Raw genomic sequence first — 12,667 nt, 5'->3', positions numbered from 1 at the left:
CCCTATCCCTTGACAGCCCCGGCGCTGAGCCCCTGCACCAGGAACCGCTGCACGACGGCGAAAACGAGGACTACCGGCACGGCCGCGACCACGCCGCCGGCGGCGAGTGCTCCGAAGTCGGTGTTGAACTCACCCAGCGTGTAGCTCAGGCCGACCGGCAGGGTGAACTTGTCCTGCCGCGTCGCGAACATCAGCGCGAACAGGAACTGGTTCCAGGCGCCGATGAACGCGAACGACCCGACTGCCACCAGGGCGGGCTTGAGCTGTGGGAGGACGACGGCGAAGAAGGCGCGCAGGCGCGAGCAGCCGTCGACCATGGCGGCTTCTTCGAGCTCCACGGAGATGTTGCGGATGAACCCGCTCATCAGGATCAGCGACAGCGGCAGTTGGAAGGCCACCTCCGCGATGACCAGGCCGGTGATGCTGTTGAGCAGCCCGATGCCCTTGAAGATCACGAACAGCGGGATGAGCATCATGGCGCCGGGGATGAACTGGCTGCACAGCATCGCCAGCAGGAACACCCGCTGGCCGCGGAACTTGAACCGCGCGAGGGCGTAGCCGCCCATCACCGACAGGATGGTCACGAACACGAGCACGCCGAGGCCCATGACCACGCTGTTGTAGAAGAAGATGCCGAACCCGATGTCGTTCCACACGGTGTCGAAGTGCTCGAACGAGATCGGCCAGGGCACGAGCTGCGTGGAGCCGGCCGGCCGGACCGCGAACACGAGCATCCAGTAGAACGGGATGAGCGTGAACAGCAGGTACAGGAACAGCGGCACGCGGATCATCCACGGCTTGCCCGGTTCCTCGGCCACGGCCCGGCGGCGGCGTCGCCTGGGGGGTGGGGGCGCGTGCGTGGTGCCGGCGACCTCCCGCACCAGGGTGCCGGTCTTGCCCAGGGTCTCGGTCATGCTCGGCTCCCGAACTTCGACACCCGCAGGTACGCGATGGAGAAGAACAACAGGATGAGGAACCCGGCGACGGTGAGCGCCGAGCCGTACCCGAAGTTGTGCGAGTCGACGGCCTGCCTGGCGACGTACAGCGGCAGCGTGGTGGTCTGGTTCGCGGGACCGCCGCCGGTGAGGGTGTAGATGAGGTCGACGTTGTTGAACTCCCACACCGCGCGCAGCAGCGTCGACAGGATGATCGCGTCCTTGAGGTGCGGCAGGGTGACGCTGGTGAAGCGCCGCCACCGGCTCGCGCCGTCGACGGACGCCGCCTCGTAGAGGTCTTTGGGGATGCTCTGGAGGTCGGCGAGCAGCAGGATCGCGAAGAACGGCACGCCGCGCCACAGCTCGGTCACCACCAGGGCGTCGAAGACGGTGTCGGGGTTGCCGAGCACCGAGGTGCCGGGCGAGCCGATGCCGAGGTTCGACAGCTCCTGGAAGATGCCGGTGGACGGGTTGAGCAGCAGGATCCAGATGCCCGTGGTGAGCACGCCGGACACCGCCCACGGTGAGAACACCAGTGCCCGTGCCATGCCCCGGCCGATGAACGTCTCGTTGACGATCAGGGCCAGCACGAGGCCCAGCAGCAGTTGCAGCCCGACTTCGACGAACACCCACTTGGCGCTGAACGCCAGGCTCTGCCAGAACAGCGGGTCGTCGAACAGCATCTGCTTGAAGTTGTCCAGCCCCGCGAAGCCGTTCTTCCACGGCTGCGTGACGTTGTACCGCTGGAGGCTGTAGTAGACGACGCTCCCGATCGGGTAGACCAGGAAGATCGCCATCAGCACCAGCGTCGGTGCGATCAGGGCGTAGGGCGCCCACGTGCGTGTTCTCATGCGGGGTTCCAGTCGCCGAGGTACGCGCGCAGGGTGTGCTGCGAGGCTTGGTCGTGGGTGAGCTGCGGCCGGTCGGCGCCGGGTGCGGCGCCGGGGCCGGAGTTGCGGAACTCGGCGAACCGGGCGTCGCGCCAGGAGAAGCCGGACATGTCGGTCCACGGCGCGGTCTTCACCGCGGCGGGCAGTTTGGTGTCGCGGATGACGACCGAGGCGATGGCGTCCGGGTCGCCGCCGGGGTGCCACGGCCTGCCCAGGTAGTAGGTGCCCGCCGGGGCGTCGCTCAGGACCGTGGAGTTCATGATCAGGAAGCCGTGCGGGTTGTCGCGGCGGGTGCTGGCGGCCGTGATGTAGCCCGCCGGAACTCCGCCGGGGTGGCTGTCGCCCCGGTTCAGCGCCCGGATGGTGACCTGGTCGAACACGGCGGTGGCGCGGCCGAAGACGAAGTCGACGTCACCGACGATCTCGCCGCCCCGGTAGTACTGGCGGGCCTTCGTGCCCGCGGCGCGCGTGTCGGCGTACAGGGTGTCCTGGTGGCCGAGGAAGCGGACGCGGTCGTAGTACTGCCGGTCGCCGGTCGCCTTGACCGCGACGGCCTGCGTGCCGGTGATCTCGGGGTGCGCGGCCCGGTCGAACGAGTTGCTGAAGGTCAGGTCGCGCGCGGTGAAGCCGTCGGCTTCGATCGTCGCGGTCGCGGAGCCGGTGGTGCCGTAGGTGGTGCCGTCGGGCTTCTTGGTGCCGTTGGCGTTGTCGTAGTCGATGACGACGTCGCGGGCGGTGCCGGTGGAGCCCTTGAGGGTCAGGTCGGGTTTGGTCGCGGGCACCCGGACGACCTCGCGGTACACGCCCTTGCCGATGGTGATGGTGGTGCCGGGCGGGGCGGCGTCGATCGCGGCCTGCACGGTGTCGAAGTCCGTGCCCTTGGCCACGTGGTAGCGGTCGCGCTGCTGCGCGCCCGCCTTGAGGTTCTTCACCCGGGAGGTGGGCTCCAGGCCGCGGGTGAACTCGGGGGTCCAGCCGGCGTCACCGGCGAGCTGCGCGGTCGGGTTGGCCGCGTTGAACGCGTCGAGCACGTCGACCGGTCGCCCGTCGACGAGCGTGCCGACCTCGGTGATGGCCGTGCCGCCCCAGTTGTAGATCAGGTCCTCGACCGCGCCGCCGTTGCCGAGCTTGACGTAGTTGTTCTCCACGTAGAGCTTCGACTGCACGCCGACGCCCCAGGCGTAGACGAACGTCGGTCCGGGCTCGTACAGGTTGTTGTAGACGTGCACCTGGCCGAACCGGACGCGCGGCAGTCGCTCCTCGACGTTGCGGAACACGTTGTGGTGCACGGACACCCGCAGTTTGCCGGGGTCGGTGGTCGAGGTGTTCGACGAGCCGATGAGCATCGTCTTGCCGTGGTCGGTGAACAGGTTGTACGACGCGGTGACCAGGTCGGTGCCGCTGGTCATGTCGAGCGAGCCGTCGTGCTGCTGGTAGGGGCGGCCGAAGTAGCTCGGGCCCGCGCTGTCCGGGAACGGCTGGTCGGTGAACGTGTTGTGGTCGACCCACACGTTCGTGGCGCGCTGGAGGGACACCGCGTCGTAGTCGGAGTTCCAGTTGCCGGTGGCGCCGTCGGTCGGGTCCCACTGCGGGAAGCAGTCGCGGGTGTCGCGGAACGTGAGGTTGCGGACGATCACGTTGCCGGCGCCGTGGATGCGGAGGGTCGCGCCGGTGATGCCCGCGCCCTTGCCGTCGCCGACGATGGTGGTGTCGGAGCCGACGGTGAAGGCGATGGCCTCCGCCTGGCGGCGGGCGGACGCGGCGCGGGCGTCTTCCAGCGGGCCGCTCGGCTCGTTCTCCCTGCCCCAAACGGCGGGGTCGTATGCGGCCAAGTAGTCGGTGAGCGTGTAGCCGTCCGTGGCATAGGTTGCGCAGTCAGCCCTGACGTCGATCACGCCGCGCACTTTGACGAGGCGGGGCGCGGGCGCCGCCAGGGCGGCCCGCAGCTCTGCCGCCGTGCGCACGACGTGCTCGGTGGTGGCGGCTGATCCACCGGTGGTCCCGGTGCCGCTCGATGCCCAGCCGTCACCGGGTTGGAGAACCTGTCTCCCCAGGTCAAGGCCTGCGTGCGCGGGTGCCGCCGCGATCACGCCAAGGGCGCAGGAAAGCACGAGCGCTGTACTGAGTATCCGCATGGCGAGGGGCCTTCCCCGGCGAATTTGTTCATAAATGTGAACACGTTCCAGATGTGCGAACAGAGTATTGCGAAAGTGTCCGCCGCACGTCAACGACGTAACTTCGTTCGATCGCCGTTCGACCACAGGATTCGACATCGGGTCGAATTCGAGTCGAATTCGATCGCGCGACCGGCCCACCGCGGGGCCCGCCCGGACGCGAACCGCCCCCGACCTGGGTCAAGTCGGGGGCGGTGTGGATGGCGGAACCGGTGCCGGGGAAGGAAGAACCGGCGTCAGACCGGTGGGGTGAAGGCGGCGATGCCGGCGGAGAGGGCGCGGGCGTGCGCGTTGCCCGGGTGGCGGTCGGCCAGGCGGCGCAGCGGGCGCAACCGGTCGGCGACGCGGGTCGAGCGGATCGTGCCCGCCAGGGCGAGGGCCCGCGCGCCCACGTCGGCCGCGTGGTCGAAGTCGCCGTCGAGCAGGTGGTTCGCGGCCAACGCCATCAGGCTGAACGCGCGGCTGCGCGTCATGCCCTCCGGGTAGCCGGACACGGCGGCGGTGAGCGAGTCGATCGCGGCGGCGGTGAGCGACGGGTCGACCGTTCGGGCCAGCTCGGTCAGCACCACGCCGCTCAACCCGCACAGGTCCGTCTCGTCGAAGAAGCGCGCCCATCCCGGCGCCGGACCGGACGCGCGGGCGAGCTCGTCGTGCGCCAGGTCCAGCAGCCGCACCGCCTCGTCCGCGTCGCCCAACCCCGCGTGCGCCCACGCCTGGTTCGCGCGCAGCATCGCGACGGCACGCCGTGAGCCCGCCCGGCGGGCCGCCACGAGGCCGGACGCGAAGGCCTCCAGCGCCTCGCGCCTCCGTCCGCCGTGCAGCCGCATCCGGCCGACCCGGTAGTGCACGTTGGCCGCCAGGTCGTGGTGCTCGACCTCCACCGCCATCCCCAGCGCCCGGTCCCAGTGCCGCGCGGCCGCCACCTCGAACCCGGTGTCGAAGCACGTCCACGCGGCCAGGTTGTGCAGGTCGGCCAACGCGACCAGCAGCCGTTCGCGCACCGCGCCCGAGGCGGCGACGCCCAGCAGCCGGTCGTGCCGGCTCGCGCACCCGACGGCCGAGTCGCGGCACGCGCCGCCGCCCCGCCGGTAGTCCACGCCGCGCAGGCGTTCGGTCTCGGCCGCCAAGCGCTGGACGTCCTCGACCCCGATGCGTGCCGGGACGTGCTGAGGTCCTGCCATCGCCGCACCTCGCAATTCCACTAGAGCGGTGGAGAAGCCGACAGGGATGTGGCTGCGGGGTACCCAGGGTGACAGCGGCGCCACCGCGACGGGAGCCGCCGACAGGGCCCTTAGCTCCCCCTTCGACGGCTCCGAACGGCGTCGCGGACCGTCGCCGTCGACTCGATCGCCATTCCACGCCAACATGACTGCCTGTCGCGCAGTCCATCCACAGTGGAATGAACGACGCGTGGTCTACCTCCCCGCGCCGGCGAGCGCCGGGTACTGCACGGCCACGTCCTGGGCCAGGGAGGCCTTCACCCGGCGGGTCAGCTCGTCGGCCAGCACCTCGAAGGCGTCGGTCTCGATGCCGTCCAGCGCCGCCTCGGCGACGTCGCGGGGAGCGCTCTTGGGCGCGTCGAGGCCGGCGGTCATGTCGGTGTCGACGTAGCCGACGTGCAGCCCGGTGACCCGGATGCCGCGCGGGAGCAGGTCCAGGCGCAGGGAGTTGGTCTGCGACCACAGGGCGGCCTTCGACGCGCTGTACGAGCCGCTGATCGCCGCCCAGGACAGCACCGAGGCGACGTTGAGCAGGTGGCCGCCGCCGTTGCGCTCGATGACCGGCACGAACGCGCGGGCCACGTGCAGCGGGCCGTAGAAGTTGGTCTCGAACTCGCGGCGGACGTCCTCCAGCGGCGAGTCCAGGAAGGACGCCTTCACCAGCCCGCCCGCGTTGTTGATCACGATGGTCACGTCGTCGGCCAGGGCCGCGGCGGCGGCGACCGAGTCGGGGTCGGTGACCTCCAGCGCGACCGGGACGGCGTCCGGGTGCGTGACGGCGCGCGGGTCGCGGGCGGTGGCGTAGACCTTCCGGGCGCCCCGCGCGTACAGGGCCTCGACCAGGGCCTTGCCGATGCCCCGGTTGCCGCCGGTGACCAGTGCGGTCGCCCCGTTGATCGTGGTCATGCTGATCCCTCCCAAGATGGAAACCGATCGGTTTCCACCGACTGTAGACCGATCGGTTTCCACACGGCAACCCCCGGCGGTAGCCTGGAGGTGTGACCACCACCCCACGGGACCGGTTGCTGGACGCGGCGGGCGAGCTGTTCTACCGGGAAGGCGTCGGCGTCGGCGTCGACGCGCTGTGCAAGGCGGCCGGCGTCTCCAAGCGGTCGATGTACCTGCTGTTCGACAGCAAGGACGAGCTGATCGCGGCCAGCCTCGACCGGCGCGCGCCCGGCTACGACGCCGCGCTGCTGCCCCCGGACGGCGGCACGCCGCGCGAGCGGATCCTGCACGTGTTCCGCGCGCAGGACGGGCTGACCGGGAAACCGACCTACCGGGGCTGCCCGATGGTCGCCACGGCGACCGAGCTCAAGGACGCCACGCACCCCGCCAACGCCGTGGCCCGCCGGCACAAGCAGGCCATGACGGACTTCTTCGCCGCCGAGGCGCGGGCGGCGGGCGCGCCGGACCCGGACACGCTGGCCGCGCAGCTCACGGTGGTGTTCGACGGCGCGGCGGCCCGCGCCGTCGTGCGGGCCGAGCCGCTGGCCGGTCTCGGCGTCACCACCGCGACGGCGCTGCTCGACGCGGCCGGGATCGGCTGAGCCGGGACCGGGTCAGCCCCGGTCGGCGCGCCCGTTCCGGTCGGCGCGCCACTGCCGCACCACGTGCTCGACGTCGTACGGCATCAGGTTCAGCGGCGGACCCGACATCGGCTTGCGGATCGCCTCGACGATCCTGGCGTTGACGTCGGCCAGGATCGACCGCACCTCGGCCTCGGTGCGCGCCCGACCGGCGGCCTCCCGCGCGGCGGCGGCCTCCTTGCGCAGCAGCAGGGTCGGCGGCAGCGCGGTGCCCTCCTCGCGGCGCAGCTTCTCCTTCACCCACCACAGCTCGTCGTGCGGCTCGTGCAGCCCCGGCAACGGCTTGCCCGCGCCCGGCAGGTCCTCGAACTCGCCGCGGTCCTGCGCCTCGCGGATCTGCCGCTCGATCCACGTCTCGAAGCCGACACCGGCCGGTTTGCGCTCGGTCACGGCGCACCACCCCCGGTCGAGGGTACCGGCGGGTGGCGCGGCGGGCTCGCGGTTGTGCCCGGCGCCGGGCACAACCGCGAGGTCCGGTCAGGACAGCGCGCAGGTGGGCGTCGGCGTCCACCCGGTCGCGTCACCATTGCCGGTGAACCCGACCTTGACCGTCCCGGCCGGCGGGATGGCGCCGTTCCAGGAGGTGTTGGCCACCGTCACCGACGTGCCGCTCTGGGTGAAGGAGCCGTTCCAGCCCTGGGCGAGGGACATCCCGGCGCGGAACGAGAACCCGACCTTCCAGCCGCGGCTCGCCGTGCCGCCGCCGTTGCGGATGGCGATGTCCGCCTGGAAACCGCCCTGCCACTGGTTGACGACCTTGATCTCGACGTCGCACGCGCCTCCGGGAACGGAAGTCGTGGTGGTCGTCGTCGTGGTCGTCGTTGTTGTAGTAGTGGACGTAGTAGTGGACGTGGGCGTGGTGCCGTTGAGCGCGGACACCACGGCCGGGATCCACTTGTCCGCGATCTTGCGATCACCGGACGCGTTCGGGTGAACGCCGTCGTAGGTGTCACTGGCGGTGGCGAACCCCGCCCACTGGTCGACCACGGTGACCGGCGACTGCGCGGTGGACTTGCCCGCCGCCCAGCCCGGGATCGCCGCATTCAGGTCCACCACCCGCTGGGGGCACTCCGCGCACGCGCTCGCCGCCATCGGGATGATCTTGGCGACGATCACCTTCATGCTCGCGTTGTTGGCGCGCATCTGGTCGACCAGCTTGCCGTAGGCGGCCAGGATGGTCGCGGTCGACCGGTTGCTCCACACGTCGTTGGTCCCGAAGTGCATGAGCACCACGTTCGGGTTGGTGGCGGCCAGCCACCCGACGAGCTGGTTCTGGTCGGCCACCGCGGTCACCAGCGCGCCGCCGTGCCCCTCGTTCTGGCTGTCGTAGGCGAACCCGCAGCCGTCACCGGGCAACGTGCCCACGAAGTCGATGTTCGTGTGCCCGGCCGCGCGCAGGTCCCGGTCCATCAGGGCCCGCCAGCAGCCCGGCGACCCGGTGATCGAGTCGCCCAGGGCCATGATCCGCGTCGGCGCGGCGGCCTCGACCGCCTGACCGGGCGCGGCCACCAGAAGGCCCACGAGCGTGGCCAACGCCGCCAACAACGCCGCGACAGCGGCTCTTCTCGACATCGTGCCCTCCTAGGCCGTCGCGCAGGTGGCGCCGTTGAGCGTGAACGCGGTGGGCGCCGAGTTGGTGCCGTTCCACGACCCGATGAAGCCGAAGCTGACCGAGCCGTTCACCGGGATGGAGCCGGTGTAGGACACGTTGGTCGCGCTCAGCGTGGCGCCGGACTGGGTCGTGGTGGCGCCCCAGGACTGGCTGACCGTCTGGCCGTTGGCCCACGTCCAGCGCAGCGTCCAGCCGTTCACCGCGGCCGTGCCGGTGTTGGCGATCTTCACGTCGCCCTGGAAGCCGCCCTGCCACTGGCCCGCCAGCTTGTACGTGACCGCGCACGACGCGGGGCCGCCGCCACCGGCCTGGGTGGTGACGTTGACCGTGCTCGAACGGGTGGACCGGTTGCCCGCCGCGTCCCGCGCGTACACGGCGAACGTGTAGGTGGTGCTCGCGGTCAGGCCGGAGACGGTCGTCGTCGTGGTGGCGGTGCTGGCCGCCGCGGTCTCCGTGGTGCCGTTGACGCGGACCACGTCGTAGCCGCTGACGCCGACGTTGTCGGTGGACGCGGTCCAGGACAGCGTGGCGCTGGTGGACGTGACGCCCGACGCGGACGGGGCGCCGGGCGTGGACGGCGGGGTGGTGTCGGTCGGGTCGCCGCCACTGCCGTAGACGCTCGCCTCACGCGAGGTGGCCTTGATGCCGTTGGCGCCGTTGATCGCGCGCTGGCCCCAGGTCGTGAGCTGGGCGGCGTTGAAACCGGTGACCATGTCGAGGTACTCGACGCCGCCGCCGTTGCCCGACCAGGACCACGCCAGGTAGCCCAGCTTGAGCGACTGCGTGGTGGCGAAGATCGTGTCCTCGTCCGGGTTGCCGTCGGAGTGGTCGTTGCCGAACTCGCCGACCACGATCGGCAGCTTCGCCGTGACGAACCGGTTCAGGTAGTCGTTGATCTCGGCGGCCGTGTCGAACACGCCGTACATGTGGATGGAGAACACCGTGTTGCGCTGCGGGTCGGCGGCGAACACCGAGGCGGCGTTGTCGCGCATCGTGAAGGCCCAGTCCTGGCCCCAGTTCGGCGCGTCCACCATGATCGTGTGCTGGAAGCCCGCGGCGCGCAGGGACGTGATGGCGTCCTTGGTCGCCTGGGTCCAGCCGGTGTAGCCGGTGTTGCCCCACGGCTCGTTGCCGATGTTGAGGATGACGTACTTCTCCTGGCCGGCCAGGGCGCTCTGGATGCTCTTCCAGTACTCCACGGCACGGGCCAGCGTCACGGCGCCGCTCTGCTCCTGGTAGCCGGTGGTGTCGTGCACCTCCAGCACGCAGATGAGCTTGTTGGCCTTGCACTGGCTGATGACGCCTGCGACGTCCGAGGCGGTGTTGAGGGTCCACCGGTCGCCGGAGCTGAGGACCACGCGGACCGTGTTGGCGCCGGTGGCCTTGATGTCCTTGAGCGCCTGGGTCGTGCGGTCGGCGTACCAGGTGTGCGCGTGGTTCACGCCACGCATCACGAAGTCGTTGCCGTTGGCGTCGAGGAGACGGCCGTTGGCGACGGTGAAGCCGGCCGCGGCGTGTGCCGGTGCCACCGTCAGCAGTGACAGGACCAAGGTGGCGACGGCCGCGCCCACCAAGGCGAATCGCTTGCGCATGGATGTACCTCGCGTAGTTGTCGACGTTGACGTAGCGAGCGCAGGGCAGCGCGCCTGCCTGCGGCAGGCCCCAACACCAAAGCAATTAACCGCTTAAGTGTCAACGTCCCGCTTCAGTGCCGAACCCCCTGCCGACACCCGTGCGACGGCACCACGAGCCGACCTTCTGGGACCGCTCCCAGAACGTCTTGCGCAAGTCTCCTACACCAGCGCCCCACCCCGCCACCCCCACCACCCGAGAGTCGTCCCCTCACCCCTCGCGTGTCCTACCTCCAGAACGCGCGTGTCCTACGTTGAGAGCGTGCGTGTCCTACGTTCGGAACACCCGAGTTCAACGCTCAGAACACGCGACCTGGGGTTTCGCCGCACGACGGCAAGATCGACCGGAACGCGGGACACGCCTAACGCGAACGTAGGACACACGCGTTCCGAACGTAGGACACACGCGTTCCGAACGTAGGACACGCGCGTTCCGGACGTAGGACACACGCGTTCTGGGCGTAGGACACGCGCGAGGTGGAGGGACGACTCTCGCGATTACGGGAGTGGGGGGTGGGCGGTGCTGGAGCGGGGGACCAGCTCGGGGTCCGAGGTCTTCACCTGCTCCGCCGGGGCGCCGTTAATCACGTCCAGCAGCAGGCGCACGGCGGCGGCGCCGCGCTCGGCGATCGGCCGGCGCACCGCGGACAGCGCCGGCCGGACCAGGCGGCACAGCGCGGAGTCGTCCCACGCGACGAGGGACAGCTGGTCGGGGACGGTCAGGCCCAGCTCGTGGGCCACGCCCAGCGCGGACACGGCCATCACGTCGTTGTCGAACACCAGGGCGGTGGGCGCGGTCCCGCTCGTCAGCACGCGCCGGGTCACGCGGGCGGCGGCTTCGTCGGAGTAGTCGGCGTGCACCACGCGGGCGTCGGGCAGGCCGAGGCGCGCGGCGGCCGTGGTGAACGCGCGGGAACGGGTCTGGGTGTGCACGAACTTGGTGGGCCCGGCGACCCGGACGATGCGGCGGTGCCCGAGCGCGACCAGGTACTCCAGCACCTCTTCCACGGCCAGCTCGTCGTCGGTCCACACGCACGGCAGGTCCGGCACGACGGGCTCGCCGAGCACGACCGCGGGCAGCCGCAGCTCCCGCACCAGCTCGACCCGGGGGTCGTTCTGGACCAGGTCGACCAGCAGCACGCCGTCGACCCGCCGCTCGCCCCACCACCGCCGGTACGCCGCCAGCTCGGCGGCGGAGTTGTCCGTCACCTGCAGCAGCAGGGACGTCGGCCCGCCGGCCAGCGCGCCCTGGATGCCGGAGATCAGCTGCATGAAGTACGGCTCGACGCCGATCACCCGGGCGGGCCGGTCGACCACCAGCCCGATCGCGTTCGCCCGACCGTCGCTCAACGACCGCGCCGCGCTGCTGGGCACCCAGCCGAGGCGGTCGGCGATGTCCATGATCCGGCGGCGCGTGGGCTCCGAGACACCGGGCCGGTTGTTGAGCGCGTAGGACACCGCGCCGGTGGACACGCCCGCGGCCTTGGCGATGTCCGAGATGGTCGGACGCTTACCACCTGCCACCCGCGCCTCCTCGGTCGTGATCATCGAGTCTAGCCGCGGTCCGGGCGGCCTGGCCCGGTAGGGTAATTAAGCGCTTAACGGATGATGTGAAAGGGGACCGCCGTGCCCTGGTTCGACCTCTCCGAGCGGGAGTTGGCGCTCTACCGGACCGACACCGCCGAACCGGACAACCTCGACCTGTGGTGGAAGGCCCGGTTGGACGAGGCGCACGCCGCCTCCCTGCCTCCGGTCCTCACCCCGTACGCGGCCGACGCCTACGGTCCGCTCTCCGTCTGGGACGTGGAGTTCTCCGGGTACGGCGGCGACCGGGTGCGCGGCTGGTACATCCGCCCCGCCGGCTCCGGCGTCGAGTCGCTGCCGACCGTGGTCTGCTACATCGGTTACGGCGGCGGGCGCGGGCTGCCGTCGGAGCACGCGCTGCTGCCGTCCGTCGGCTACGCGGTGTTCGTGATGGACACGCGGGGCCAGGGCGGGCGGTGGACGCTCGGCGCCACCCCGGACTCCGGCCTGGCGGGCCCGGAGCACCCCGGCGTGATGACGCGCGGCATCGCCAGCCCCGAGACCTACTACGTCACGCGCCTGATGGTGGACGCGGCCCGCGCCGTGGAGGTGGCCGCTTCCCTGGACGGGGTGGACGAGACGCGGATCGCGGTGTCCGGCGGCAGCCAGGGCGGCGGGCTGGCGCTGGCCGCCGCCGCGCTCAACGGCGAGGCGGTGAAGGTGTGCCACGCGGACGTGCCGTTCCTGTGCGACTTCCAGCGGGCCATCACCCTGACCGACGCCGAGCCGTACGCGGAGATCGCGAAGTTCCTGGCGCACCACGTCGACCTGATCCCGGCCGCCCGCGACACGCTGCGGTACGTGGACGGCGCGCTGTTGGCCAAGCGGATCACCGCGACGTCGCTGCTGAGCGTCGGCCTGATGGACGAGGTGTGCCCGCCGTCCACGGTGTACGCGGCCTACAACGAGATCACCGCGCCGAAGGAGATGGCGGTGTTCCCGTTCAGCGGCCACACCACGCCGCGGGTGCACGACGAGCGCAAGCTGCGCCACCTGCGCGCGCACCTGTGAGAAGGCGGGGCGTGAGGGGGG

The 12,667-nt window shown here is 70.9% G+C and carries 11 protein-coding genes; 2 read left to right on the top strand and 9 right to left on the bottom strand.

Annotated features, from left to right (window positions below):
* Positions 1–2: 2 nt before the first annotated feature.
* The 5 genes from IOD16_RS09335 to IOD16_RS09310 all read right to left on the bottom strand — a co-directional run bounded on the left by IOD16_RS09335 (position 3) and on the right by IOD16_RS09310 (position 6,125).
* Entirely contained in the window at positions 3–914 is a 912-nt protein-coding gene (locus tag IOD16_RS09335; RefSeq protein ID WP_201439706.1) for a carbohydrate ABC transporter permease, read from the bottom strand.
* A complete protein-coding gene (locus IOD16_RS09330) occupies positions 911–1,786 on the bottom strand; it encodes a carbohydrate ABC transporter permease (RefSeq protein WP_123742629.1) in 876 nt (291 codons plus the stop codon). The genes IOD16_RS09335 and IOD16_RS09330 overlap by 4 nt, the downstream gene beginning before the upstream one ends.
* Positions 1,783–3,789, bottom strand: coding sequence for a pectinesterase family protein (locus IOD16_RS40020; RefSeq protein ID WP_236594850.1), 2,007 nt, complete (start codon positions 3,787–3,789; stop codon positions 1,783–1,785). Before IOD16_RS40020 ends, IOD16_RS09330 begins: the two co-directional genes overlap by 4 nt.
* A 446-nt stretch (positions 3,790–4,235) precedes the next feature.
* A complete protein-coding gene (locus IOD16_RS09315; protein ID WP_201439705.1) occupies positions 4,236–5,180 on the bottom strand; it encodes a tetratricopeptide repeat protein in 945 nt (314 codons plus the stop codon).
* 234 nt (positions 5,181–5,414) lie between these two features.
* Positions 5,415–6,125 carry an SDR family oxidoreductase gene (locus tag IOD16_RS09310; RefSeq protein WP_201439704.1) on the bottom strand — a complete coding sequence of 237 codons (711 nt, stop codon included), beginning with the start codon at positions 6,123–6,125 and terminating at the stop codon, positions 5,415–5,417.
* Between the two features lie 92 nt (positions 6,126–6,217).
* On the opposite strand from IOD16_RS09310, the gene IOD16_RS09305 reads away from it, so the two are divergent.
* Entirely contained in the window at positions 6,218–6,769 is a 552-nt protein-coding gene (locus tag IOD16_RS09305; RefSeq protein ID WP_201439703.1) for a TetR/AcrR family transcriptional regulator, read from the top strand.
* Positions 6,770–6,781: 12 nt separating this feature from the next.
* Here IOD16_RS09305 and IOD16_RS09300 read toward each other — a convergent pair whose 3' ends face one another.
* The 4 genes from IOD16_RS09300 to IOD16_RS09285 form a co-directional block, all read right to left on the bottom strand.
* Positions 6,782–7,198: a J-domain-containing protein gene (locus IOD16_RS09300; protein ID WP_201439702.1), complete on the bottom strand. Its 417-nt coding sequence runs from the start codon at positions 7,196–7,198 to the stop codon at positions 6,782–6,784.
* An 87-nt stretch (positions 7,199–7,285) separates the two neighbouring features.
* Positions 7,286–8,380 (bottom strand): cellulose binding domain-containing protein, encoded by a 1,095-nt coding sequence (locus tag IOD16_RS09295; RefSeq protein WP_123742633.1) that lies wholly within the window; start codon positions 8,378–8,380, stop codon positions 7,286–7,288.
* A 9-nt stretch (positions 8,381–8,389) separates the two neighbouring features.
* Positions 8,390–10,012: a cellulase family glycosylhydrolase gene (locus IOD16_RS09290; RefSeq protein ID WP_201439701.1), complete on the bottom strand. Its 1,623-nt coding sequence runs from the start codon at positions 10,010–10,012 to the stop codon at positions 8,390–8,392.
* A gap of 537 nt (positions 10,013–10,549) precedes the next feature.
* Positions 10,550–11,575, bottom strand: a complete 1,026-nt coding sequence (locus IOD16_RS09285; protein WP_236594849.1) for a LacI family DNA-binding transcriptional regulator — start codon at positions 11,573–11,575, stop codon at positions 10,550–10,552.
* A 102-nt stretch (positions 11,576–11,677) separates the two neighbouring features.
* Between IOD16_RS09285 and IOD16_RS09280 the strand changes: the two genes are divergently transcribed.
* Positions 11,678–12,646 (top strand): acetylxylan esterase, encoded by a 969-nt coding sequence (locus IOD16_RS09280; RefSeq protein WP_123742636.1) that lies wholly within the window; start codon positions 11,678–11,680, stop codon positions 12,644–12,646.
* Positions 12,647–12,667 lie beyond the last annotated feature (21 nt).

Source organism: Saccharothrix sp. 6-C (assembly GCF_016695385.1).
Taxonomy (GTDB): Bacteria; Actinomycetota; Actinomycetes; order Mycobacteriales; family Pseudonocardiaceae; genus Actinosynnema; species Actinosynnema texasense.
Note: the sequence above shows the minus strand (reverse complement) of the source record. Positions and strands in the feature narration are given on the sequence as shown.

Bases quoted from the DNA above. Each gene is read 5' to 3' on its own strand.
- IOD16_RS09330 (WP_123742629.1), bottom strand. From the start codon at position 1,786: ATGAGAACACGCACGTGGGCGCCCTACGCCCTGATCGCACCGACGCTG.
- IOD16_RS09295 (WP_123742633.1), bottom strand. From the start codon at position 8,380: ATGTCGAGAAGAGCCGCTGTCGCGGCGTTGTTGGCGGCGTTGGCCACG.
- IOD16_RS09310 (WP_201439704.1), bottom strand. From the start codon at position 6,125: ATGACCACGATCAACGGGGCGACCGCACTGGTCACCGGCGGCAACCGG.
- IOD16_RS09290 (WP_201439701.1), bottom strand. From the start codon at position 10,012: ATGCGCAAGCGATTCGCCTTGGTGGGCGCGGCCGTCGCCACCTTGGTC.
- IOD16_RS09335 (WP_201439706.1), bottom strand. From the start codon at position 914: ATGACCGAGACCCTGGGCAAGACCGGCACCCTGGTGCGGGAGGTCGCC.
- IOD16_RS09315 (WP_201439705.1), bottom strand. From the start codon at position 5,180: ATGGCAGGACCTCAGCACGTCCCGGCACGCATCGGGGTCGAGGACGTC.